The organism is Novacetimonas pomaceti (assembly GCF_003207955.1).
Taxonomy (GTDB): Bacteria; Pseudomonadota; Alphaproteobacteria; order Acetobacterales; family Acetobacteraceae; genus Novacetimonas; species Novacetimonas pomaceti.
In genome coordinates this window covers 403816-426765 of record NZ_NOXG01000001.1, presented here as the reverse complement: position 1 = coordinate 426765, position 22950 = coordinate 403816, and the positions used below count along the sequence as shown (strand labels likewise).

At 61.4% G+C, this 22950-nt stretch carries 23 protein-coding genes and 1 tRNA gene; 11 read left to right on the top strand and 13 right to left on the bottom strand.

Going from position 1 to position 22950, the window contains the following annotated elements:
• Nucleotides 1-12 precede the first annotated feature (12 nt).
• The 3 genes from CFR71_RS02020 to CFR71_RS16380 all read right to left on the bottom strand — a co-directional run bounded on the left by CFR71_RS02020 (nucleotide 13) and on the right by CFR71_RS16380 (nucleotide 2027).
• The gene (locus tag CFR71_RS02020) at nucleotides 13-822 is read right to left on the bottom strand and encodes an acid phosphatase (protein ID WP_110526362.1); all 810 of its coding nucleotides are present in this window, start codon (nucleotides 820-822) and stop codon (nucleotides 13-15) included.
• A gap of 65 nt (nucleotides 823-887) precedes the next feature.
• The gene (ppk2, locus tag CFR71_RS02015) at nucleotides 888-1799 is read right to left on the bottom strand and encodes a polyphosphate kinase 2 (protein ID WP_110526358.1); all 912 of its coding nucleotides are present in this window, start codon (nucleotides 1797-1799) and stop codon (nucleotides 888-890) included.
• A gap of 57 nt (nucleotides 1800-1856) precedes the next feature.
• Nucleotides 1857-2027, bottom strand: a complete 171-nt coding sequence (locus tag CFR71_RS16380) for a hypothetical protein (RefSeq protein WP_165829271.1) — start codon at nucleotides 2025-2027, stop codon at nucleotides 1857-1859.
• Between the two features lie 334 nt (nucleotides 2028-2361).
• On the opposite strand from CFR71_RS16380, the gene CFR71_RS02005 reads away from it, so the two are divergent.
• On the top strand, nucleotides 2362-3339 hold the full coding sequence (locus CFR71_RS02005) for a hypothetical protein (RefSeq protein WP_110526352.1): 978 nt from the start codon (nucleotides 2362-2364) through the stop codon (nucleotides 3337-3339).
• Nucleotides 3340-3437: 98 nt separating this feature from the next.
• On the opposite strand, the gene CFR71_RS16375 is transcribed toward CFR71_RS02005, so the two are convergent.
• Nucleotides 3438-3851 (bottom strand): hypothetical protein, encoded by a 414-nt coding sequence (locus CFR71_RS16375; protein ID WP_165832018.1) that lies wholly within the window; start codon nucleotides 3849-3851, stop codon nucleotides 3438-3440.
• Between the two features lie 607 nt (nucleotides 3852-4458).
• Between CFR71_RS16375 and CFR71_RS01990 the strand changes: the two genes are divergently transcribed.
• Nucleotides 4459-5109 carry a hypothetical protein gene (locus tag CFR71_RS01990; RefSeq protein WP_239020220.1) on the top strand — a complete coding sequence of 217 codons (651 nt, stop codon included), beginning with the start codon at nucleotides 4459-4461 and terminating at the stop codon, nucleotides 5107-5109.
• Nucleotides 5110-5518: 409 nt separating this feature from the next.
• On the opposite strand, the gene guaA is transcribed toward CFR71_RS01990, so the two are convergent.
• Nucleotides 5519-7129 carry a glutamine-hydrolyzing GMP synthase gene (gene guaA / locus CFR71_RS01985; RefSeq protein WP_110526346.1) on the bottom strand — a complete coding sequence of 537 codons (1611 nt, stop codon included), beginning with the start codon at nucleotides 7127-7129 and terminating at the stop codon, nucleotides 5519-5521.
• Nucleotides 7130-7327: 198 nt separating this feature from the next.
• On the opposite strand from guaA, the gene CFR71_RS01980 reads away from it, so the two are divergent.
• The 3 genes from CFR71_RS01980 (at nucleotide 7328) to CFR71_RS01970 (ending at nucleotide 8712) form a co-directional block, all read left to right on the top strand.
• Nucleotides 7328-7735 carry a hypothetical protein gene (locus CFR71_RS01980; protein WP_110526343.1) on the top strand — a complete coding sequence of 136 codons (408 nt, stop codon included), beginning with the start codon at nucleotides 7328-7330 and terminating at the stop codon, nucleotides 7733-7735.
• Nucleotides 7736-7837: 102 nt separating this feature from the next.
• On the top strand, nucleotides 7838-8341 hold the full coding sequence (locus tag CFR71_RS01975) for an NUDIX hydrolase (protein ID WP_110526340.1): 504 nt from the start codon (nucleotides 7838-7840) through the stop codon (nucleotides 8339-8341).
• Nucleotides 8338-8712 carry a response regulator transcription factor gene (locus CFR71_RS01970; RefSeq protein WP_110526337.1) on the top strand — a complete coding sequence of 125 codons (375 nt, stop codon included), beginning with the start codon at nucleotides 8338-8340 and terminating at the stop codon, nucleotides 8710-8712. The genes CFR71_RS01975 and CFR71_RS01970 overlap by 4 nt, the downstream gene beginning before the upstream one ends.
• On the opposite strand, the gene CFR71_RS01965 is transcribed toward CFR71_RS01970, so the two are convergent.
• The 3 genes from CFR71_RS01965 to CFR71_RS01955 all read right to left on the bottom strand — a co-directional run bounded on the left by CFR71_RS01965 (nucleotide 8693) and on the right by CFR71_RS01955 (nucleotide 11830).
• A complete protein-coding gene (locus tag CFR71_RS01965) occupies nucleotides 8693-10153 on the bottom strand; it encodes a glycosyltransferase family 39 protein (RefSeq protein ID WP_239020236.1) in 1461 nt (486 codons plus the stop codon). The genes CFR71_RS01970 and CFR71_RS01965 overlap by 20 nt on opposite strands.
• A 5-nt stretch (nucleotides 10154-10158) precedes the next feature.
• Nucleotides 10159-11283, bottom strand: a complete 1125-nt coding sequence (locus CFR71_RS01960; protein WP_110526331.1) for a glycosyltransferase — start codon at nucleotides 11281-11283, stop codon at nucleotides 10159-10161.
• A 76-nt stretch (nucleotides 11284-11359) separates the two neighbouring features.
• Nucleotides 11360-11830 (bottom strand): Lrp/AsnC family transcriptional regulator, encoded by a 471-nt coding sequence (locus CFR71_RS01955; RefSeq protein ID WP_110526627.1) that lies wholly within the window; start codon nucleotides 11828-11830, stop codon nucleotides 11360-11362.
• Between the two features lie 171 nt (nucleotides 11831-12001).
• Between CFR71_RS01955 and trxB the strand changes: the two genes are divergently transcribed.
• Nucleotides 12002-12979 carry a thioredoxin-disulfide reductase gene (gene trxB, locus CFR71_RS01950; protein ID WP_110526328.1) on the top strand — a complete coding sequence of 326 codons (978 nt, stop codon included), beginning with the start codon at nucleotides 12002-12004 and terminating at the stop codon, nucleotides 12977-12979.
• Nucleotides 12980-13057: 78 nt separating this feature from the next.
• A complete protein-coding gene (locus CFR71_RS01945) occupies nucleotides 13058-13942 on the top strand; it encodes a LysR family transcriptional regulator (RefSeq protein WP_040510888.1) in 885 nt (294 codons plus the stop codon).
• A gap of 98 nt (nucleotides 13943-14040) precedes the next feature.
• Here CFR71_RS01945 and ihfB read toward each other — a convergent pair whose 3' ends face one another.
• The 4 genes from ihfB to CFR71_RS01930 form a co-directional block, all read right to left on the bottom strand.
• Nucleotides 14041-14337, bottom strand: coding sequence for an integration host factor subunit beta (gene ihfB, locus CFR71_RS01940; RefSeq protein ID WP_110526326.1), 297 nt, complete (start codon nucleotides 14335-14337; stop codon nucleotides 14041-14043).
• Between the two features lie 304 nt (nucleotides 14338-14641).
• The gene (locus CFR71_RS16095; RefSeq protein WP_133251083.1) at nucleotides 14642-15211 is read right to left on the bottom strand and encodes a hypothetical protein; all 570 of its coding nucleotides are present in this window, start codon (nucleotides 15209-15211) and stop codon (nucleotides 14642-14644) included.
• A 238-nt stretch (nucleotides 15212-15449) separates the two neighbouring features.
• On the bottom strand, nucleotides 15450-15914 hold the full coding sequence (locus CFR71_RS01935; protein ID WP_110526323.1) for a MucR family transcriptional regulator: 465 nt from the start codon (nucleotides 15912-15914) through the stop codon (nucleotides 15450-15452).
• 386 nt (nucleotides 15915-16300) lie between these two features.
• A complete protein-coding gene (locus CFR71_RS01930; RefSeq protein ID WP_110526320.1) occupies nucleotides 16301-16732 on the bottom strand; it encodes an ArsR/SmtB family transcription factor in 432 nt (143 codons plus the stop codon).
• Nucleotides 16733-17041: 309 nt separating this feature from the next.
• Here CFR71_RS01930 and CFR71_RS01925 point away from each other — a divergent pair, with 309 nt between their 5' ends.
• The 4 genes from CFR71_RS01925 to guaD all read left to right on the top strand — a co-directional run bounded on the left by CFR71_RS01925 (nucleotide 17042) and on the right by guaD (nucleotide 22458).
• Nucleotides 17042-17374: a TIGR01244 family sulfur transferase gene (locus CFR71_RS01925; RefSeq protein ID WP_110526317.1), complete on the top strand. Its 333-nt coding sequence runs from the start codon at nucleotides 17042-17044 to the stop codon at nucleotides 17372-17374.
• Between the two features lie 49 nt (nucleotides 17375-17423).
• Nucleotides 17424-18662, top strand: a complete 1239-nt coding sequence (locus CFR71_RS01920; protein ID WP_110526314.1) for a UdgX family uracil-DNA binding protein — start codon at nucleotides 17424-17426, stop codon at nucleotides 18660-18662.
• A gap of 178 nt (nucleotides 18663-18840) precedes the next feature.
• The gene (locus tag CFR71_RS01915; protein WP_110526311.1) at nucleotides 18841-21039 is read left to right on the top strand and encodes an FUSC family protein; all 2199 of its coding nucleotides are present in this window, start codon (nucleotides 18841-18843) and stop codon (nucleotides 21037-21039) included.
• A gap of 78 nt (nucleotides 21040-21117) precedes the next feature.
• Nucleotides 21118-22458, top strand: a complete 1341-nt coding sequence (gene guaD, locus CFR71_RS01910; protein WP_110526308.1) for a guanine deaminase — start codon at nucleotides 21118-21120, stop codon at nucleotides 22456-22458.
• Between the two features lie 145 nt (nucleotides 22459-22603).
• Here guaD and CFR71_RS01905 read toward each other — a convergent pair.
• Nucleotides 22604-22693, bottom strand: a tRNA-Ser gene (locus CFR71_RS01905).
• Between the last annotated feature and the right edge of the window lie 257 nt (nucleotides 22694-22950).

The following is a 22950-nucleotide window of genomic DNA, read 5'->3' as shown; positions in this document are numbered from 1 at the left end:
TTCCCCCGTCCTTTACAACGGGGAATGCGTGGCGGCATCTTCCTCGATCGCGCAGGCTTTTGCCTCGGGCTTTGGGGCCGTATGGCGCAGTTCCTCCAGTTCGGTCCGCGCGGCCTCCATATCTGTCCTGAAGGCGGCACTTCCATGCATCGCGGCGATATCGGCGGCCCCTGTCACGTACCCCTCCAGCACGTCGCTGGCCCAGTGAACGCCACAGACGACGCGGCTTTCGCCAAAGACCCGCCCGCGCTGGAGGATCTGGGTCGCACGGTCCGGCAGCAGTTCCGCCAGTACAAGCGCGGTGCTCCAGCCATACATGGTATGACCGGAGGGATAGGATCCCGATGTCGCCAGATGCGCACGGTCGCTTTCGGTACAGATCGGCTGCGTATTGCCCACGAAAGGACGGGCCCGATGCCAGTACGCCTTGCTTTTGCGCATGTCGGGAATTTCGGTCACATCCATTCTGTGGATCAGCGCCACCAGACGGGGGGCCCTGGACGCCTCGATCGTAAAGCCGGCGGCGCAGGAGAACGCATGCAGCAACCCGTCCATCCGCAGGTTGGCGTCGGATGTCGCAAGGGCCCAGCGTGCACTGCCGGCCAGTCCCCGCGTGACCTCAAAAGCATGGGTGTCCGCTGCCTGCCGGGCCGATCCGGGCTGTGGCGGCGGGGGCAGGATACGGGTCGAATCGGGTTGCGCATCAGGCGCCAGATATCCCGTTTCAGGCGTGGCCCCGTTCTGGGACGCCCGTGCCAACGCGGGACCTGACACCACCAGAAGCGAGGCCAGGATTACAGAAGGCAGACAATGTTTTCGCATGACATTCCACAGCAGTAAAATCGTAATGACGCAGTGACCCGATCATGGCAGACGCACGAACCTTTTCAATACACCTCGGGAACGATCATGTCGTCCGGCACGGGCTGGCGCAGGTAATCCGGATTGAACACGCGTTCGGGCAGGATGACCTCCGGCTTTTCGATTTCTTCATACGGAACCTGTGAAAGCAGGTGGCTGATACAGTTGAGCCGCGCTTTCTTCTTGTTGACCGCAGGCACGATCCACCAGGGGGCTTCGGCGATGTTCGAACGTTCCAGCATGATTTCCTTGGCCAGGGTATAGGCTTCCCACCGCCTGCGGCTTTCAAGGTCCATCGGGCTCAGTTTCCACTGCTTCAGCGGATCTTCCATTCGGGCGCGGAAACGCAGTTCCTGTTCATCGTCGGAAATGGAAAACCAGTATTTGATGATCTGTATCCCGCTGCGTACCAGCATCCGTTCGAATTCCGGGACAGAGCGAAAGAATTCCTCGTATTCCGCGTCAGTACAGAAATTCATCACGCGTTCGACCCCGGCCCGGTTGTACCAGCTCCGGTCAAACAGCACGATCTCACCTGCGGCAGGCAGGTGGCTGACGTACCGCTGGAAATACCACTGCGTGCGTTCCCGGTCGTTTGGCGCGGGCAGGGCCGCGACGCGGCAGATGCGGGGGTTGAGACGCTGGGTAATGCGCTTGATGACACCGCCCTTACCCGCCGCGTCGCGCCCTTCGCAGATGACCACCAGCCGGTGGCCGGTTTCCTTGACCCAGTCCTGCAACTTCACCAGTTCCCCCTGAAGACGCAGCAGTTCACGAAAATACGTCTTCCGGAAATCCAGCGGATCGCAGTCTTCCTGTCCTCCCAGACGGACATCATCAAGCTCAAGCTCGATTTCCTCGTCGATGTCATCAAGGACTTCCTCACGCAGGCGTATCCTGTCCCGTGGCAGGCGATCATCAGGGGGCGTCCGGGTCATGCGGGATCAATCACTTTGCTGGAATACCGCTGCGGCAACCAATGATGGAAAATTCCTTCAGAACTCATCATGAAGAAAGGGTTCCTCGTCATCGACCGGGAAAGTAACGCAGGGCGATGGCGTCAATTCCGGTGGTTGTCCGGCCCTGGCCGCCTTGCGCATCGGGAATTGTCCGCGATGTCGTCCTTCATGAATATCCGGATTTTTCTGTTCGGACGCATCTTTCATGACCTGCTGTTCCTGAAAATTCAGCACCCTGAAACAGGTATATCAGGCAGCCTGCGCGAAGTATGAAGAATTTTTGAACATACATTTCGATATAGGAACATTCATGCCCGCGATGAATTCCTGTGCCCCTTCCCTCTGCCGGGTTGGCAGGTGCCGCCTCCACTTTCTTGTTGCAATTGATATTCGTTCGCATTATGAAAAAGGAACTCACGGCGCATCAGACAGTTCCCCAACCGTCGATTTCCCGACCCCACCGCCGTGAAAACTTTGCGGTATCGTCCTGCTTCTTCCGGACGATACCGCATCTTTTTTCAGTGCAGGGACCCAATCCATCATGTCCGAAACAACTGGATGCACCCCCGAATGGCACCTTGAACATTCGCGGCCGGCCACGTTCCTTCACTATCTTGATCCCCGTCAGTCCCCCGCGGCGCAGGCCAACAGGCTTGTCACGCGCTTCCGCAATATCCAGGCACTGTGTGACGAAGGTGAAAACCCGCCGGATCTGATGCGGCTTCGCAATGAACTGGCCTTCCACCTTCTGAAAATGTCGCGTTGGTGGGGATTGCATTTCTGTCCGCGCGGCCTTGTCGGCGTTCGCAATCCCCTGTTCATGACATATGTAAAAGCCCACATCGAACGCGCGATTGACGACGAATGCCTGTTTGACCTGCTGACGGTCCAGCGCCACATGCACGCGGGCGACGGGGGACATATCCTTGTGCTGGGGCAGGAGACGGCAACGGAGCCTGCCGCATCCATCATCTACGGGATTGATGGTCAGCGGGGATTCCGTTTTGCCATCGGACCGGCCGGGGCCGAGCCCATCTGGAACGGGCGCACCTGTCCCGATTTCGCCAGCGCATGGCTTGCCGCGCGGGCCGCGCATGCCAGGATGGGCGACTGCCACGCCACCATGCGGGAATATGAAACCGCCCATCAGGAACATATCCGCGCACGCGGATGGCACCGACGCCACTTTCACCGGCAGTACGACCATCCCGCCATGGACATGTATGTGCAGGCCAGCACGCAGTTACATGCCTGCAGGTCGGAATTCGGCCGTCGGGAATTCGAGGAAATCCTGAACAGCATCGCCTTTGGCATTACCCGCGCTGCATTTTGCCGACGCATGACGATTGCCGACATGCTGCAGGAAAACGACATGCAGGACATGACCCTGCGTCAGGCCAATATCATCAAGCGACGCGCCAGGACCTATGTCACCAGTTGCATCGACCCGATCGCGCGTCCGGAAATGGATATCCTGCTGGACCGGGTCATTTCATACCTGCCGCGACGATGTGCCTGAAACGACACACCGACGCGCCAGATAAAAAACCGGCGATGGTGGAGGTCTGCTGACGCTTTCTCCACCATCGCCAGGATCGGATCAGCGGGCCTGGATGCTCACCACCCGCCCCAGCCCCATCCGCCATAGGAATAGCCGTAGGGATATCCATAATAACCGGGATAACCGTAATAGCCGGGATATCCATAATATGGGTACGGATAAGGAACGGTCCCGCCCCAGCCCGGGCCACGCCAGCCGCCGCCGCCCCAGCCACCGCGATCGCCCCAGCCGCCACGGTCACCACCCCAGCCACCGCCGGGACCGCCACCGCGTCCACCACCGGGACCGCCGCCACCCCAGCCACCGCCGCCATGACCACCGCCCGGTCCTCCGCCGCCCGGACCACCACCATGTCCACCGCCACCACCACCGGGGCCATGCTGCGCATGGGCTACCGACGCGACCACCGCAGGCGTCGCCGCCAGCGAAATGGCGAGCAGAGCCCCCGTCAAGAATTTCGTGTGTTTCACCTTGGTCCTCCTGTGGCGGCAGCCTCAGACACTATCACGGCAGGAACATGACGCGCCGTACTCAATCTTTTTCAAGCCTGTTTCCCATACCGTGAACCTGTATGGCATTCCTGCCTGAAGCATTCACCTGTTAGAGATATAGTGCGGGAAAGCGGCCAGATGAATGTGGGGGAATGGATTCTAACATTTCGTGACATTTTTCCGATTGCGACACGATATTCATGCCCATGTCAGGAAATGGCGCCCCCAGCGGGAGATCGCATGGTGGTTCCATGCCGGTTTTCCATCGGCTTTCCGCCTTCCCGACCGGGCCGATCCGCTGATTGCCTGATGGAAAGCATCAGGAACGACATGAACAAACGTCCGGCGCGGATATACCCGATGCCATCCGGCCACGGTCCGCGTCACGTCACCGCCGGAAAAATCAGCGGCAGAAACACGCCATCCTGCTTCTGCGAACGGGTATCGGTCCATTGGCTGATGTCATTATATTACAAAAAAGCGATTGACTCTTCCCCCATGAGGTTTCCTTAAATAGGCATAATATTAAGTATATCCTTATGGATTGACTATAATTCTCCTTCTGCCCCCGTCATCAAGAGAGAAAATGAAAACCTTCCCTTTCTCCCTCCCGAATGTTTCGCGCCGGCTTCCTTCATCCATGCGCAACCGTTTCCTGTGCGCAATCATGATGTTTATGCCGTTGGGCGGCCTGACCGGCTGCGGCTATACCGATTCCAGAACGGCGCATCGGGCACAATTGGCCATGATTGGCATGAAAAGCGACGAGGTGCAGTCCTGCGTGGGCATTCCGGACAAAATCAAGAAACTGAACGACAACGTTCAGGTATTTGAATACGTCCGCACCATCAACGTTCCTTCCGCAAATGATTCCACGCTCTTTCCGCTACAGACCATTGTAAACCTGACGGAAACGACGCTCGGGGGCGCGGGGAAAACCTGCATTGCCGATATCCGTCTTGAAAACGACACGGTCACCGACCTGCATTACAGTGGCGATAATGATGAAATTGTCGGAACTGACGGCGTATGTTCCATCGTGGCACGCGGCTGCATCCGTAAACCGGTCAGTTCAATGCGACATGTAAAGGCCGGCATATTCGGTCCGGTATCAGCATTCAGTTCCCCCAGAACGCCTGACCTGTCGCCAACCGCCACAGTCTCCACCACGCCAGCCACACCGGCATCCTCAGCAGCGCCCGCGGCTGCGGGCGGGGGCATATCCGCCGCGCATTAGAATGTACCTTTCAGTTCAGAATTATGGATCGTCCTGACTGTCATCTCCCTTAACGGATGAACGGATGACATGCCCTGATACATAAATTACTACACGGTTCATGTAGAATGGGCATCGTATCTTTTGCCGTGACAGGGGACAGCTTCTGTCTCGCGCTACAAGCCTGTGTCGTTATTTTCAAATATCAAATCGTAAACCCTGCAAGCATCGCGGCGCTTTTCCCCCACGAAAGAAAATACCGCCACAGGCCAATCTGCCCATGACGGTATTTCACGCAACTTACGGCTGGCACGCACGACGATTATTGCCAGACATGCCATTGGAACCGGTTTATATTTCCTGACAGGCTGCAAAAGCAGCCGACAGCTTTAACTTTTCACTGGAACGGAATGCTTCCGTTCCCTGAAAATCACTCCCACTCGATCGTGCCGGGGGGCTTGGACGTGATATCGTAGGTGACGCGGTTGATGCCGCGGATTTCGTTTACGATGCGTCCGGCCACGCGGTTCAGGAACCCCATGTCAAACGGATAGACATCCGCCGTCATCCCGTCCGTGCTGGTAACGGCACGCAGTGCACAGGCGTAATCATAGGTGCGGCCATCGCCCATGACGCCGACGGTGCGCACCGGCAGCAGCACGGCAAATGCCTGCCAGATCGCATCATACAGGCCGGCTGCGCGTATTTCCTCCAGAAACACGGAATCCACCCGGCGCAGCAGGGCGAGCTTTTCGCGGGTGATGGCACCCGGGATGCGGATGGCCAGCCCCGGTCCGGGGAACGGGTGACGGCCGACGATGGTTTCAGGGATGTCCATCTCCCGCCCGAGGGCGCGGACTTCGTCCTTGAACAGTTCACGAAGCGGTTCGACCAGCTTCATCTTCATCCGTTCCGGCAGTCCCCCGACGTTATGATGGGACTTGATGGTCACGGACGGGCCGCCGGTGAAACTGACGCTCTCGATGACATCGGGATACAGCGTTCCCTGCGCCAGGAACTCCGCCCCGCCCAGCTTGGCCGCCTCTTCCTCGAAAACTTCGATGAACAGGCGCCCGATGGTCTTGCGCTTGATTTCGGGATCCGTCACCCCCTCCAGCGCTGACAGGAACAGGTCGGACGCATCGCGATGGATCAGGCGGATATTGAACCGGTCACGGAATGTCTTGATGACCTCATCCGCCTCCCCCGCGCGCAGGATGCCCGGATCGACGAAGATGCAGGTCAGCTGATCGCCGATCGCCTGATGGATCAGCACGGCCGCGACCGAGGAATCCACCCCGCCGGACAGGCCGCAGATCACGCGCCCCTTGCCCACCTGTTCGCGGATGCGCGCGATTTCCATGTCGCGGAACCCGGCCATGGTCCACGTGCCGCGACAGCCCGCGACATCATGCGTGAAATTGCGCAGCAGCGCGGCCCCATGCGGGGTATGGACGACCTCGGGGTGAAACTGCACCCCGTACAGGCGACGCCCCTCATCCGCGATGATGGCGAAGGGCGCGCCCTCGCTGACCGCGACGGCCTGGAATCCCGGCGGCAGTTTCGTGACGCGGTCGCCATGGCTCATCCAGACCTGTTCGCGCGCGCCCCTGGCCCATGTGCCACGGAACAGGGCACAGTCCTTGATGATGTCGATATGGGCGCGACCGAATTCGCGATGTTCGTGATGTTCGACCGTCCCGCCAAGCTGCTTGCACATGGCCTGCTGGCCATAGCAGATACCCAGCACGGGCACATTCAGCGCAAAGACGACATCGGGGATCGTCGGCGCGTCCCTGTCCAGGACGCTGGCGGGGCTGCCGGACAGGATGATGCCCTTCGGGGCAAAGGCGCGGATCTTTGCCTCGTCACTGGAAAAAGGCCAGATTTCACAATAAACGCCACTTTCCCGGACACGGCGGGCGATGAGCTGGGTCACCTGGCTGCCGAAATCAAGGATCAGGATCCGGTCTTCATGCAGGGTCTCTTCCAGGGCCTCGCCTGCGCTGTCGATCTGGGATGCTTTCACACTTTCGCTCATTCTCACTCTTCCGGTCGCGGCATGACGCATGCAACGCATCCGCCCCATGACGGGCGGGCGTTGCAAATGTCGGATATGCGTTGCCAGATGACGTAGCACAACATCATTGTGCGTGTCGGCTGAATAAGCGGCCTGAATGACATATTGGGCCGTTTTCGCCCCTTGAAAGTTTATTTCGCGAAATCACATGGTTACGTCATGAAAGCGTCATTCCCCCGATTATTTTTCGCGATTGCCGCCCTGTGCGGGGCAACATTTTCGCCCGCCTGCGCCAGGACAGCGCATACGGATGCGCAGAAGGATCCCTATGGGCTGTGGACCGGGACCCTTATCGCCGATCAGGGAACGTGCGAGGAAACGCATGCGCCCTCGACCTTTCAGGTGGACCAGACCCGCACGACCTTCACGCCGGCCGACGGGTCCATCAGCCTGCATGGCACGCCGGATGCGCAGCATCAGCACTATCACCTGCAGGCCGTGGTCTCCTCCCCCGGCAGCAAGCCCTTCCCCATGGTGCTGGAGGCACATCCGCAGGACGACACGATCGTGGGTACCTATGGCACGCCCCGCTGCCGGGCGCATGTCGTGCTCAGGCGCCCGCAGTGAAGATGCCCGCACCGGACATGGCGGATATCCTCACGCAATAGGCATCTCCCCCACCCGGCCAGAGCATGGCTTTTTGCGTCATCGGGGCGTTATAGTGGGGAAATGTCAGGTATTTCGACAATTTCCGGGGCGGTTCTGGCAATCGTGACACGGGGGGAAAAGCTGCTGCTGGTGCAGCGGCGCAACCCACCCGATCAGGGACTGTGGGGCTTTCCGGGGGGGCGGATCCAGGTCGGGGAAAGTTTCCTTGCCGCCGCCGAACGCGAACTGCGCGAGGAAACGGGCTTTGCCACGCGGGCGGAAGGCGCGCTGACGGCCTTTGACCTGATTGACCGCGACGAAACCGGCACCGTCCGCTTCCATTACCTGATCGTGGCCGTGAAATGCACCGATAATGGCACCACGACGCTGGAGGCAGGCGACGATGCCTGCGATGTGGGGTGGTTCGACCTCTCACATGTGCGTGACAATCCGCAGGACATGAGCAAGGGACTGCTGGAACTCGGGCAGCTCGCCCTGTCATCGCGGGGGGTCGTTCCATGGCCCCGCGCGACGCAGCTTCGTGGCTACGGTCGACTCCCGGTTATCGAGGGGACAGACGCATGACACAACAGATCCGTCACATCCTTGTCGTTGAAGATGAGGACATGATCGCCAACCTTCTCCTGACGGTTCTTGAGGCATCGGGATTCCAGGTCACGACGTGCGCCGACACGGCCAGCGCCATGACGCAGCTGGCGCACGGGACGTTCGATGCGACGCTGGTTGACCTGACGCTGCCCGATGGCCCGCCGGACAGGGTCATCGACGCCCTGCGGGCGCGAAACGTGCCCGTCATCGTCATCAGCGGCGACCCGGACCGGCTTGCCCGTTATCCCGACCTGCCGGCGCTGAGCAAGCCGTTCCGCATGAAGGCCCTGCTGGCACGGCTGGAGGCCTGCCTTGCCGAAGGGATGCCTACTCCGTCGATCCCCTGACAGGACGCGACAGGACCGCGATTTCGGATTGCAGGTCGTCTGGTAACGTATCGGCCATGCGCACGCGATAGACATCCAGCATTTCCGCGTCACGGATGCGGCCATGGCGTCGCAGGGTCCCGACGCGGCTGACCTGTGCAAAGAACCGCGGATCGAACGTGCGGCGTGGATTGCAGACCATGATACCCTCGCCCCGTATCGCGTGGGGCAGGTTGAACAATGCCCATCGCGGCTCGATCCCGACCACCGTGCGTTGCGGCATGTATAAGGCCAGTTCGGACGCCGTGCCATAATCGCAGGCCGTCACGAAATCATCCGGCATGGCGATCGCATCCACCTGCGCCGCCAGTTGCGGCCAGCCCCCCATCTGGCGCAGGGCCACGTCGGTGTGCGCCGAAAGCGGCAGGGGTTCAAACGCGGCCTGAACAAAGATCAGGACGCACAGGACCGCGCCCAGCGCCACCGCCCCCTTCCACCATTTCCAAGCAAGCTGCGCCGCCGCGACCGCCAGCATGGGGTAAAGGATGACGGGCCAGTTCGCCTGCACCCTGTCCCCAAGGGCATGCACCACGAAGACCACCGTCGGCACCAGCACCATCCACGACAGCAGCCCGCAGGCAGGCACGCGTCGGGCATGGCGCAGCATCCATGCCATGCCGCCCGCGAAAAACAGGAAGATGCCCGGCGTCGCCAGTCCCGCCTGTCCCCCCACCAGTTCCCCGATGAACTGCATGGCGCGTCCCGCCTGCCAGTCCCCCATGCGACCGCCCTGGCGCAGCAGGCTGGCCCAGTGATGGGTCGCGTTCCACCACAGGACCGGCGAAATGACGAGCAGGAACAGGCCAGCCGCCAGCCATGGCGCGGGACGACGCAGCCACGCGCGGCCCGCGCCGTGAAACACAAGCCAGCCCGCCATGCCCACGCCAGGCAGCAGCGCGGTATATTTGCTGTCGAACGCCAGCCCCAGCGCCACGCCCGCCACCAGCCACCACCGCGCCCCGTGCGTCGCCATCAGGCGACCCAACGCCCACAGCAGAACGGCCATGAAAAACAGCAGGGGCGTATCGGGGGTCATGACGACGGCATTCACGCCAATCGCCAGCGTCGCCTGCAGCAGGGCCACGCCCCGGACGGCTGCTTCCCCCACGGGGGGCACCTGTTGTGTCGCCGGGCGGAAATCCTGGATCGCGCGTGCCAGAAAAACCGTTGAAAGCGCGGTGGCGGCTGTCCCCATCCAGCGGATGCCGGCGCCACCATCGCCGAACAGGGCGCTTCCCGCCCCGATCCACAGCGCGACCATCGGCGGATGGTCGAGATAGCCGCCCGCCGGGGCATGCGTCCATACCCAGTAATAGGCCTCGTCCGGGGAAAGGGGCAGATACCATCCCAGCACAAGGCGCAATCCGGTCGCCAGCAGCAGCAGGCCGCACCATGCCCGCATGGAGGTCACCGGACCTTCCATATCAGGGTCGATGACACGGCATAATTCCATACCGCGGCGATGGCCGCCCCGGCCACGCTGGCCCACGTCCAGTAACGTCCGTCATTGAGGATCATCTGCGCCACGCCGATATTGGCGACCGCCCCGACCGAGCAGCTCAGCACGAACAGGCACAGCCCCCTGAACATCGCCCCCCCCCTCAGGCGCCGGTCGCGATAGGTCAGCGTGTTGTTGAGCCAGAAATTGCCGATCATCGACACGTATGTTCCGACCAACTGCCCCACCCGGAATCCGACCCCGCATTGCACCAGCACCGACAGCACGGCCAGGTTCACGCCGATTCCAAGCAGGCCGACGATACAGAAACTGACGAACCTGACCGGGAGGTAACCATGGCACACCCTGTCAAGCAGCATCGTCGCGAACTGGATCAGCACCATGGAATCCAGCTTGCTTTCACCCGCGGCGCGGGCACGGAACACGAAGGGCACCTCCGCCACGCGCAACGCCCCGGGGGCGGACATGATGATGTCGAGCAGGATCTTGAACCCCGTGCCGGACAGGTGTGGCGCGATCCGCACGAACAGGCCGCGCCGTATCGCGAAAAAGCCGCTCATGGGATCGCTGACCTCAACGGGCAGGAATTTCCGCGCGATGCGGATCCCGGCATCGGACAGCATATGCCGCCAACGGCTGGCCAGGCCACGGCTGTCGCCACCTTCGACATGCCGGCTGCCGATGGCGATATCGTTTCCGCCCGATGAAATGGCATCGATGAGCTGCCCCAGGCAGCGTTCATCGTGCTGCATGTCCCCGTCCATCACCGCCACGATTTCGGCCGAGGACGACAGGATGCCCTCGATCACGGCGGAGGACAGCCCCCGCCGCCCCAGCCGCAGGAGGCCACGCACCCGCGCGTCGCGCGCGCCAACCTGCCGCACGACATGGATGGTCCCGTCGGGGGAATCGTCATCGACGAAGATGACCTCCCACTCCCGCCCCGCCAGCGCCCGATGCAGCGCATCGACCATGGGACGGACATTGGCGCGCTCATTGTAACAGGGCACCACAACGCTGATACGCGGCGGCACGCAGCCATTTTCCCCAACTGACGCCTGATTGCCGGTCATCGGCACCAATGGTCCATCCTTACGGCAAGCCGTGACCGGCGATACGGCCACGCCCGGGCGATAACATCCGGACGGCTCAGACCGGAACGCCCGGCCGTTCCAGGCTGCTGCGAATGGTCTGCAGGGTCTGGACCCGGACCACGTGGGACGCTTCGGTCAGGCGCTGGGTCAGCTGGTTTTCATGCGTGGCGTCACGCGCGACCAGACGGACAAGGAAATCCCCGCCGCCACGAATCATATGGCATTCCCGCACCTCGGGCCATGCCGAAATCTCGTTCTCGAACGCGCACAGCACCGCTTCCTTCTGGCTGTCGAGGCCGATCAGGGCGAACAGCGTGATGGACCAGCCCAGGCTGGCCGCATCGGTCTGCGCATGGTAGCCGAGGATGACCTTTTCTTCCTCCAGCCGCCTGACGCGCCGCAGGCATGGAGGCGCGGAAATTCCCACCCGGCGTGCCAGCTCGACATTCGTCATGCGTCCATCGGCCTGCAGTTCGGCGACAATCCGCCGATCAATCGCGTCCAGTTCCGTCATCCGTTCCGCCATGCACGTTTCAATCATAATTCTACCGGGATCGTCTCCTGTCCCGGTATCGCGGTGATGACGCCTCTCCTACCCTAACCCTTGCCTTCGCGCCAGTGGACGATCATACCAATCCCATCGTCCCCAGTGACTATCCCCATTGACCATCCCAGTGACCATAACGGTTTTGATTCCATGCCCAATACATACACCACCGACCTGCTTGTCATCGGCGCAGGCCCCGCCGGATATACCGCCGCCATCTATGCGGCCCGCGCCAGCCTGTCCCCCATCCTTGTCGCCGGCCTGCAGCCGGGGGGGCAGCTGATGATCACGACGGACGTCGAAAACTATCCCGGCTTCGCCAAGGGGGTGCAGGGTCCCGAACTGATGGCGCAGATGGCGGCGCAGGCGGAACATGTGGGCACGCGCCTGATCGACGACATCATCGTTTCATGCACCCTGACGGCGGATCCGCAGACGGGAATGTTCAGGGCCGTGGGGGATTCGGAAGACATCTATCTGGCGCGCAGCATCGTCATCGCGACCGGGGCGCAGGCGCGGTGGCTGGGCATCCCCGGCGAAAAGGAATTCCAGGGCAGTGGCGTGTCAGCCTGCGCGACGTGCGACGGCTTTTTCTATCGCGGCAAGCGGGTGGTCGTCATCGGGGGCGGCAACACCGCGGTGGAGGAAGCCCTCTACCTGACCCATCACGCGGCGCATGTGACGCTGATCCACCGGCGCGATACGCTGCGGGCGGAAAAAATCCTGCAGGACCGCCTGTTTGCCAATCCCCGGGTTTCGGTCATGTGGAACACGGTTGTCGATCGCGTCGCCGGGTCGGGAACGCCCCCGGTCGTCACCCACATTGAAGTTCACGATATCGTGACGGGAAAGCCGGCGACGGTGGATACCGACGGCGTGTTCGTGGCCATCGGCCACAGCCCGAACACCGACCTGTTCAGGGGCCAGGTGGACATCGCCGCCGATGGCTATATCGTCACCACGCCGGGCAGCACCCGCACATCGGTGCCAGGCGTGTTCGCCGCCGGCGACGTGCAGGACAGAATCTTCCGCCAGGCCATCACCGCGGCAGGCACCGGATGCATGGCCGCGCTGGAAGCAGAACGTTTTCTGGCAGAAAATCCGCCCAAAAGTGGCCATAGTTCTTGACCTGCTCTGGTATTTCCTTCACCACAGCCAGAACGTCATAACAAATGGCAACTTTATAATTAGGAACGGAGTCAACGCGTGGACTGGGATAAACTCCGGATATTTCATGCAGTAGCCGAAGCCGGGTCGTTCACCCATGCGGGCGACGTGCTCAATCTGAGCCAGTCCGCGGTGTCCCGACAGATTTCCGCCCTGGAAGAAGCACTGCAGGTCCCCCTCTTCCATCGGCACGCACGTGGCCTGATCCTGACCGAACAGGGCGAAACCCTGAACCAGACGGTGCGTGAAGTCTTTTCCAAGCTGGCGATGACGCAGTCGCTGCTGACCGAAAGCAAGGAAAAGGCGGCCGGGCGGCTGCGTGTCACGACCACCACCGGGTTTGGCACGTGCTGGCTGACACCACGCCTGCACCGTTTCATGGACACCAATCCGGATATTTCCATCACCCTCATCCTTGAGGACAATGATCTGGACCTGGGCATGCGGGAGGCCGACGTGGCGGTGCGCATGCATCCCCCCCGCCAGCCGGACCTGATCCAGCGGCACCTTGCCGACTTCCCGCTGCCGATCTACGCCGCGCAGTCCTACCTGAACGAACACGGCACCCCCACCACGCTTGAGGAACTCAATGCCCACAAGCTGGTGCTGTTCGGGGGGTATCACCCGCCCGTGCCGCATATCAACTGGCTGGCGGAAACCGGGGTTCCTTCCGATGAACGCCGTCAGGCACGGCTGGAGGTCAACAGCCTGGCCGCCATGGCGGGCGCCATCGCCGCGGGCATCGGCATCGGGTCCATCCCGCTTTACGCCGCCAACCAGTATCCCAACCTGGTGAAGATCCTGCCGGAAGTTCCCCTTCCGACCGTGGATGCCTATTTCGTGTATCCCGAGGAACTGCGCACATCCAAGCGCGTGGCGGTATTCCGTGACTTCCTGCTGGCGGAAATCAACGCCCGGCACTGACTTTCACGAAAAAACCGATCATGTGAAAAAAGGCTCTGTCAGAGATACAGAGCCTTTTTTCGTTTCCTGATGGGGCAGGACGCTTTTGCAAGTGGGATTCAGGCTTCCGCGCTGCCCTGATGGTTGACCCGTTCACGCAGTTCCTTGCCCGCCTTGAAGAATGGAACCACCTTTTCCTCGACAGCGACGATTTCACCAGTGCGCGGGTTGCGACCGGTACGGGAATCACGCTTCTTTACCGTAAATGCACCAAAACCACGTAATTCTACGCGATCGCCACGCGCCAGCGCGGCACTGATTTCATGAAATATCGTCTGGACAATCTGCTCTATATCACGAGCGGGAAGATGTGGATTGGCTGCGGCAAGTTCGGCAATCAACTCCGATTTGGTCATCCTGCTTCCCTCTGTATTTAATGTAAATTAAGGTTTCCAGATCGCAACGGCTTCGTCAAGGTCCGTATCCCGTTGAAAAAGGCCATTCATACGATCCGCCTTCGTAACAAGGTCCCTGACACTTCCCAACAGATGTGGCCTCCCGTCAAGATGAAATGAAGTATCCGGTTTCATATCCATCCATGACCGCGACATTCCCTGCCGGATGGGCAACATGCGCCATCCATCCAGATTTACCCAACCCGTTCAAGGGACAGGCCCTACGCATCAGCATAGGGACAGGCGCCCACCTCCATCATCCCTGTCACGAGGCAACCGCCCGGCCTGCGGACAGGCAATCATAGAAGCCGCAAATCACGCCCGGCAAGATCAACCATTCCGCCGCTGACAATCGATACATGCCCGGCGGGCGTGGCTGTCCGTTCATTGGCAGGGAAGACAGGCAGGTCGATACCCCGCCCCGGCCGCGCAGGCGCGGAGAATACTCATGTCCCGCATGAGGTCCCCCGTTCGCATCGGTCAATCCAGAATGATTGTGGAACCAGAATGATGCCGAAACTGTGATCACATAACCCGCTGATGGAGAGGGGATTTCCGTCAAAACAGGCCTGTTTTTCCATTGCGCGCATTCGGCAACGGCATCACGCCGGAGTCCCGCGATGTCATGGAATGACGACTGCCCGCGCGATTCATCCCCAGCATGGCAGTGACATATCAGAAGCGGCAATTGAACCGATATGCCGGCAAAAGGACAGGTCGCCCCCCATTCGCCCGCTCCGTCCACGGGACACAGGCGAAGATGCCGATCGAGACAATACGACAAAGTAACGATGCCGGATCCGGAACCAGAATCTTTATCCCGCACCAGCATCATCCGACACGGGACCATGGAAATCCCGTGACAGAATCAGGAACAATCCAAAAACTTCCTATAATTTCGCGTAATTACAAAGAAGCTCTGGCAAAATGATTTCCGGATGGCTTCCATGAACGCTGCTTAAAAAAAAGCAGCGCCCGGAAACCTTAATTATTTTAATCGGCAATCCGCCTTCAAATACGCTCCCCTTAAAGGAAAACGTCTGTGGGAATACGCAGTCATGTCCGCGCGAAAATCAGGCAGACTTGCGCCCACGACGCGACTTGGCCGGAGCTTCGGCGGGGGTTTCGGCGGATGCGGCCGTGATCTTGCGTCCCAGACCGATTTCACGCGCCAGCGTGGAGCGGCGTTCAGCATAGTTGGGGGCAACCATCGGATAATCGCTCGGCAGGCCCCAGCGTTCCCGATACTGTTCGGGGGTCATGCCATAGGCGCTCTGCAGATGCCGCTTGAGCATCTTGAGCTTCTTTCCATCTTCCAGGCAGACGATATAGTCGGGGAACACGGACCGCTTGATCGGCACGGCAGGCTGCAGCTTTTCCGGCTCCACCGCCGGCTGGTCCAGCGAGGTCAGGGCCTGATAGACCTGCTTGATAAGATCCGGGACAGTATCTGCTCCCACGGCATTATTTGAGACATGAGCTGACACGATCTGCGTGGTCAGTTCAAGAAAGGAGAAATCCTGCTCAGCGTCGGACATAATTCTGTTCCAATTCTTTAATCGTGACAAATGCCATTTCAATACAGGCACCACCCCTGCCCCGAATACGCAGTAGCCAATAAAAGCACCGGATACAATACTCGTTTCATCCAAAATCAAATTAAAATAACGAAACATGCTCAATAAACATCCCGACTCCCCCGGGAAACGGTCGCCCTGACATGCCCCGCGACAGTGGATTTCATGGCGTATGTTCTGCTGGCGCAGGAAATCCGGAAAGCCCGGATCATAAATTACATTTTCATATTGAAACTTGATGTAACATTGGGGGGATGTTGAAATAACGATTATTCAGTTGCAACCCCATGACAGGAACCATCCACGCATCGCCATGTCATAACACCGGGAATGACGGAAATACTCCCCTATTCCGGCGATGCAATACGCACGAAACGCGCCGCCGAAACCACGGAAGGGCGCGACACATCTGTATTCACCTCCTCGATGGCGCCTTCACCGACCCTTGCCACGATCTCATGGATATCGACAGATGGATCCATTATCGAAAACATGAAACGGATGCGCATGGCTTCCTCATCCGTAATGATCCGGTAGATGACCTGCCGCGCCTCCTTGCGGGTGACGACTATTTCCGCGCGGCGCAGTTCCGCCAGTTGCTGGCTCAACGTAGGCTGCCCTATATTTGTCGCGCTTTCGATCTGCCCGACGCTCTTTTCCCCCTCCAGCAGGGTGGCCAGCACAAGAAGCCGCTGTGGCTGTGCGAAAAGACGCAGGCGCTGGGCCAGAAGTTCGGCAGCCCCCCGCGTGCGCGGAAGGTTTTCTACTATCGCATTCATGATCGGTTACCGTAATACTGCCGCACTCGGCATCAGAAAAAAGAAAGAGCCATTCCCTATCGGCGCGTCGTCCGCATGCAAAGCCGGCCGGGTTCCCGAATATCTTTCCAAACATTTTCCCGGACGCATGCTTTGATGAAGGACATCGTTCCCACGATATGAATATGTCGTTTGCGACCGTAAAGTTTACACGACATAAGGATTATTTTACATACACGAATATATTAATTTACTAATCATTTGCCCCGCGCCCACGAAAGGAGGCATATCAGGACAACTCGCGGCCCCTATCCCATCAGGATCAATACGATGCAACTCTATCCCCTCAGCCCCGATTTCACCGCAGCCTCGCAGATCACGCCCGCCGACATGCCGGAAATTGTCCGTCAGGGCTTTCGCGGCATCATCTGCATGCGCCCCGACGGGGAAGAATATGGCCAGCCAACGGCGGAAAGCCTGAAGGACGCCACGCTTGCCGCCGGACTGCAGTTCGCATTCCTGCCCGTCGTGCCGGGACAGATCACGCAGCACGAGGTCACGGAAATGCGCAGGGCGCTTCAGGAAATGGATGGCCCCATCCTGGGTTACTGCCGTTCGGGCAACCGGGTGGGACAGTTGTGGACCCTCGCCCGGCAGGGTTGACCCTTCCCGGTTCGCACGACCTTATCCGATACCACGCAGGGTTCCTGTCATGCCTACCGTCCTTCTGGCCCACGGCCTGGATTTCGCGACCTGGCGCAATGCCACGCGCACCCTGATCCTGCACGACATCAGGCCCGAAGACATCGTGTGGGACATCCAGGACCCGACGACATCGGCTGGCGCGCCCGGCCTTGCGACGCCGCTGACGGACACCCCTGCGCCCCGCGCGACCTTTGGCGTTTCACGCGCCGTCATGCAAATGGCGGGCGATGTCCTTCAGACGCAGGCGTCCGACCGGTTCGGACTGGCCTACAGCCTGATCGCGCATCATGTCGCCAGCAGGAACGGACAGCACGACCGCGCCCCCGCCCCGGACATCGCACGGGCCGAGGCACTGGCCGAAGACGTGCGCAACGATACGCGGGCCTTGCGTGCCCTCGCCGCGCAACTGCGTCACGACGAGGACACAGGCATGTGGGAGGACACCTGCGACGCACCGGCCAGCTTCGCCCCCGAATGCAACGCACGCTTCATCACGCTGCAGCTTTCGTTCCAGCCATGGCGCCTTGAAATGGGCGAGCGCACGATGCGATGGGACGGCAATACCCTCCATCTGGAGGGAGCATTACGCGATGCCAGCCCGGCCTCTTTCCCCCCGCCCGCGCTGGCGCTGGCGGAGGGGATGGACATCGAACGCATCACCTCCCTGCCCGCCGTGACGGAAACCGCACGGTCCTGCCTGATCTGCCCCATGGCGCATCATGCGACCCAGACCGTCTTTGGCGAAGGCAGCGTGACCGCCTCCCTCATGTTCGTGGGCGAACAGCCGGGCGATCAGGAGGATCTGGTCGGCCGTCCCTTTGTCGGCCCCGCGGGACAGCTGTTCGACCGCGCCCTGCAGGAAGTCGGCATCGCGCGCGACGACGTGTACGTGACAAACACGGTCAAGCATTTCAAATTTTTCCGGCGCAACGGCCGGCGCATCCACCAGAAAGCCGGGATGGAGGAAATCAGGGCCTGCGCGCCATGGCTGCGGGCGGAACGCCGGCTGGTCCGCCCGCGCCTTCTGGTCATGCTGGGCGCGACTGCGGCCAGTGCAATCCTGCAACGCCCTGTCGTTATAGGACGGGAGAGATCGCACCCGATCCCGCTTGATGACGCGACACAGGGACTGGTGACGGTGCATCCGTCATTCCTGCTGCGCCAGCCCACGGCCGAGGCGCGGGAACGCGAATATGCACGGTTTGTGGAGGATCTGCGCCTGGCCCGCAGCCTGATTTCATCGTGATGCGTATCTCATTCATCCGCGCATGGAACAAATAAGGCGGCTGTTTTCTTTCATGTGGCATACAGCCCGGCCCTGCCACGAGGAAAGCCAATGACTGATATGCGCTCCCGGCACCGTTACCTGCCGCGATCTTGGTTTATCAAGGGACCGCCCCCAGTACCGCCGGAAGCCGCATATTGTGCCAGCTGACCTGAAGATTGTTCCCTCCCTTATCGCGCGTGTCTTTCGCGGACGAGATTTTTCGATTCTCTCCCCCCCCGGCTACAACCGCATGAGCCGCCTGAAATGGCTCTACGCTCCCACGCCAGAGGCACTGGCCTTTGCCCTGCGCACGACCTTCGCGGCGCTGATGGCGCTGACCATCGCGATGTGGATGGAACTCGACAGCCCGCCCTGGGCGGCCATGACGGTCTGGATCGTGGCGCAGGGATCGCGCGGGGAAAGCCTGTCGAAGGCGCGATGGCGCCTTGTGGGCACGGCGCTCGGGGCGATCAGCGCCGTGGTGATCGTCTGCTCCTTTCCGCAGGCGCCATGGCTGTTCTTTCCTGCGCTGAGCATCTGGATCGGGATATGCTGCGGGTGCGCGACGCTGGTGCGCAACTTCCGTTCCTACGCGCTGGTGCTGTCGGGCTATACCTGCGCCATCATCGCGCTGGCGGCCAGTCAGGATCCCGACAACATCTTCATGATAACGATGTCGCGCACGACCTATATCGTGCTGGGCATTTCGTGCGAGACGCTGGTCGCGGTCCTGTTCGCGCATAACCTTGCCTCCGCCGCGAAAAAGAACATGCGGCAGAAAATCCAGACGGCGCTGAGCACCTCGACACAGGCGGTCGCCAACCTCCTGGCGGGCGACGAGCAGGCCTTCGTGCGTTCACGCGCCCTGTTCGGCACCATCCTGTCCATCAACGACCAGATCGAATTCAGCGAGGTCGAGATGGGCCCCCACGGGCATGAGGGCGATCACGCGCGCGCGGCGCTGGCCGCCGTGTCGGTCCTGCTGTCGCGCGGGCTGGGGATGATGGCGCGCATCAAGGCGCTGGGCACGATCAACCCCGTCTTTACCGAAACCAGCCTGCTGACCCGCACCTACCTGCTGGGCCTGCCCGCCCGCCTGGAATCCGATGCGCAGATACCGCAGCTGCTGAGCGACCTTCAGGACCTGCGCAGCGTATGCCGCCAGCGCATCATCGACGCCCTGACGGAGGAACTCGCCGCGACGGAGCCGCACGATACCGAAACCATCGAGCGCCTGCTCAACTGCCGCATCCTGCACAACGCGCTGGACGAGCTTCTGGGCGAGCTGGAACAGGCGATCGAGGAATTCGACGCCAGCCAGCACGAAATCCGGGGCGACCATTTCCATTTCCGCCTGCAGGCCCACCGCGATTTCAAGGAGGCGCTGTATAACGGCGTCCGCGCCGCCGTGGCGATCGGGGCATCCGCGCTGATCTGGGAAATCACGGCATGGTCGAACGGCATCGGGTTCATTACCATGGTGGCCGTGACATGCGGCCTGTTCGCCACGCGTGAAAACCCGGTGCTGGGAACCATGAACTTCCTGCGCGGCGCGTGCTGGGCCGTGTTCGTATCGGCCTTCCTGGTGCTGCTGTTCCTGCCGCGACCGGCGGAATTCGAAATGCTGGCGGCCATCCTGGCCCTGCCGATGATTGCCGGCGGCCTTGCGGCGCGCAATCCCGCCACGGCGGGGGCGGCGGCGTCGTATTCCCTGTTCCTGCCCAACCTTGTCGGGCCGGGCAACCAGACGCGCCTGAACGAAATCGCCTATTTTAACGCCTCGTTCGCCCTGCTGTGCAGTATCGGATTCGCGGTCCTGATTTTCCGCGCCGTGCTGCCATTCAACAGCGACGAGGAACGCTGGCGCATGCGCAACCGCACGCTGCATGACCTGCGGCACCTGGCCTCGGCCAATCCGCTGCCGCAGGCACGGGCATGGATCGGGCGCAACACCGACCGTTTCTCCCGCCTGATCCGCCATGCGGGGCCCACGCCCTCCCCCACGATCGAGGCCTATCTGCAGGGCACGCTGTCCGCCATGACGATCGGGCTGAACATCATCCGCCTGCGCGTCGTCCTCGAACGCAGCCAGCTGCCGGAATCGGCCAACCGCGCGATCTCGCTGTTCCTGCACCGCATGGCGCAGTTCAGCGGGCGTTATGGCCGCACGGCGCGGGTCGCGCGCAGCGCCACGCGGGTGCTGCGGACGCTGGAGGGCAAGGAAACCAACATCACCGCCCGTGTGGAGATGACACGCGCCATTGCCTATCTTCTGGTCATCTCTTACGAACTTGATGCCAATGCCGCTTTCCTTGACGCATCGCAGCCCTATCGCTCCAGCGAGATGATCGGCTAGGAACACGAATGGCGGCCCGTGACGCGCAGGAAAGGCTGAGGGCCGCCATTCCATCCCCGCACCAGCGATCAGGGCCAGATGACACAGACGCACCCGACCGAAACCCTGCCCCCTGAAACGCTGGTCCTGCGGGGTCGGGTCGTCACGTTCCGCGACAACCCTTTCACCTGCGACCCGCTCGACGCGCTGTATCATGAGGAAGACGGCGCGGTCGTGATCCGCGACGGACGGATTGTAACACTCGGCGCGTATGTGGACGTCCACCCCGACCTGCCATCAGATACCCGCGTCGTACATTATCCCGACAGCCTGATTTCGGCCGGTTTCATCGACACGCACGTCCATTACCCGCAGCTGCCGATGATCGCCGCCTATGGCGAGCAGCTGCTGGAATGGCTGGAACGCTACACCTTCCCGACCGAAAGCCGCTTTTGCGACCCGGTTTATGCGCAGGACATCGCGCGGCGTTTCCTGGCCGAGCTGCTGCGGTGCGGCACGACGACGGCGGCCGTGTTCTGCACGGTCCATCCCCAGTCAGTCGAGGCGTTCTTTCGCGAATCAGAGCGCCTCGATACCCTGATGATCGCCGGGAAGGTCCTGATGGATCGCAACGCGCCGCCAGCCCTGCGCGATACGGCACAGGGCGGATATGACGACTCCCTCGCGCTGATACGCCGCTGGCACGGACGCGGGCGGCAGATGTATGCCGTAACCCCGCGCTTCGCCCCCACCAGCAGCGAAGGGCAGCTTGAACTTGCCGGTGCCCTGCTCGCCCATGACGACACGCTTTTCATGCAGACGCACCTTGCGGAAAACCTGGCCGAGGTCGAATGGGTGCGCACCCTGTTCCCGGCGCGCCGCTCCTATCTCGACGTGTATGCGCATGCCGGCCTTGTGCGTCCGCGCGCCATCCTGGGCCATGCCATCCATGTCGATGAACAGGACCTGACGACCTGCCATCATGCCGGATGCGCGCTGGCCCATTGCCCGACCTCCAACCTGTTCCTCGGCAGTGGCAGCTTCCGGCTGTTCGATGCCCTCGACCCGAAACGCCCGGTCCGGGTCGGGCTGGGCACCGACATCGGCGCGGGTACCAGCCTGTCGCAACTGCAGAGCCTTAACGAAGCCTACAAGGTCGCGCAGGGAACGGGTCATCGCCTTCATCCGGTACAGGCCTTCTGGCTGGCGACGGCGGGCGGGGCGCGGGCGCTGCACCTCGACCACAGGATCGGGACGATCGCGCCGGGGATGGAGGCGGACCTGTGCATCCTCGACCCTGCGGCGACGCCGTTGCAGGCATTGCGGGTCCAGTCGTGCGATTCGATCAGCGACCTGCTGTTTTCACTGATGATGCTGGGGGGTGACCGCAGTGTCCGCGCCACCTACGTCGCGGGCCGACTGGTGCATGAGCGCGACTGAAAACGTCGCACGGGCAGGAAACGCGGCCTGACGCAGGCTCTACAGGCAGGACCGGCACATATTGTCGGGGAAGGATACGCCCGTGTCCCAGATGGGACGGCTGTCGCGCGAAAGGCGTCGGCGTGACGGCACTGGACATGACATCTGGCGGAGAGGGTGGGATTCGAACCCACGGTACGCTTGCACGCACAACGGTTTTCGAGACCGCCCCGTTCGACCGCTCCGGCACCTCTCCTGATGTCAGCGGCGTTGGTGCGGGCTTATACGGTGGACATGCAACGCGCGCAAGGGGTTGCGGATGTTTTTTGCGCCCGCGCGCGAAACATGCGCGGAATCGGGAATAACGATTGACGGACCGTCCCCCGCCGATTAGAAGCCTGCCCTCATACCCCCGCGCAGACGGGGGGTGCCGCGCATGGTTCGCGGCCAACGTGAAAAAGCGACCGGGCCACGCCGCCTGCACCAACATCCTGACGGTGCCGCGCTGACCCA

Coding starts and splice junctions, on each gene's coding strand:
- CFR71_RS01925 (WP_110526317.1), top strand. CDS start 17,042: ATGCAACTCTATCCCCTCAGCCCCGATTTCACCGCAGCCTCGCAGATC.
- CFR71_RS01965 (WP_239020236.1), bottom strand. CDS start 10,153: ATGCGGGCATGGTGCGGCCTGCTGCTGCTGGCGACCGGATTGCGCCTT.
- CFR71_RS01935 (WP_110526323.1), bottom strand. CDS start 15,914: ATGTCCGACGCTGAGCAGGATTTCTCCTTTCTTGAACTGACCACGCAG.
- CFR71_RS01980 (WP_110526343.1), top strand. CDS start 7,328: ATGAAAGCGTCATTCCCCCGATTATTTTTCGCGATTGCCGCCCTGTGC.
- CFR71_RS16380 (WP_165829271.1), bottom strand. CDS start 2,027: ATGAAAGATGCGTCCGAACAGAAAAATCCGGATATTCATGAAGGACGA.
- CFR71_RS01975 (WP_110526340.1), top strand. CDS start 7,838: ATGTCAGGTATTTCGACAATTTCCGGGGCGGTTCTGGCAATCGTGACA.
- ihfB (WP_110526326.1), bottom strand. CDS start 14,337: ATGACCAAATCGGAGTTGATTGCCGAACTTGCCGCAGCCAATCCACAT.
- trxB (WP_110526328.1), top strand. CDS start 12,002: ATGCCCAATACATACACCACCGACCTGCTTGTCATCGGCGCAGGCCCC.
- ppk2 (WP_110526358.1), bottom strand. CDS start 1,799: ATGACCCGGACGCCCCCTGATGATCGCCTGCCACGGGACAGGATACGC.
- CFR71_RS01990 (WP_239020220.1), top strand. CDS start 4,459: ATGAAAACCTTCCCTTTCTCCCTCCCGAATGTTTCGCGCCGGCTTCCT.
- CFR71_RS01920 (WP_110526314.1), top strand. CDS start 17,424: ATGCCTACCGTCCTTCTGGCCCACGGCCTGGATTTCGCGACCTGGCGC.
- CFR71_RS01970 (WP_110526337.1), top strand. CDS start 8,338: ATGACACAACAGATCCGTCACATCCTTGTCGTTGAAGATGAGGACATG.
- CFR71_RS01955 (WP_110526627.1), bottom strand. CDS start 11,830: ATGGCGGAACGGATGACGGAACTGGACGCGATTGATCGGCGGATTGTC.
- CFR71_RS16095 (WP_133251083.1), bottom strand. CDS start 15,211: ATGATGCTGGTGCGGGATAAAGATTCTGGTTCCGGATCCGGCATCGTT.
- CFR71_RS01930 (WP_110526320.1), bottom strand. CDS start 16,732: ATGAATGCGATAGTAGAAAACCTTCCGCGCACGCGGGGGGCTGCCGAA.
- CFR71_RS01960 (WP_110526331.1), bottom strand. CDS start 11,283: ATGACCGGCAATCAGGCGTCAGTTGGGGAAAATGGCTGCGTGCCGCCG.
- guaD (WP_110526308.1), top strand. CDS start 21,118: ATGACACAGACGCACCCGACCGAAACCCTGCCCCCTGAAACGCTGGTC.
- guaA (WP_110526346.1), bottom strand. CDS start 7,129: ATGAGCGAAAGTGTGAAAGCATCCCAGATCGACAGCGCAGGCGAGGCC.
- CFR71_RS02020 (WP_110526362.1), bottom strand. CDS start 822: ATGCGAAAACATTGTCTGCCTTCTGTAATCCTGGCCTCGCTTCTGGTG.
- CFR71_RS02005 (WP_110526352.1), top strand. CDS start 2,362: ATGTCCGAAACAACTGGATGCACCCCCGAATGGCACCTTGAACATTCG.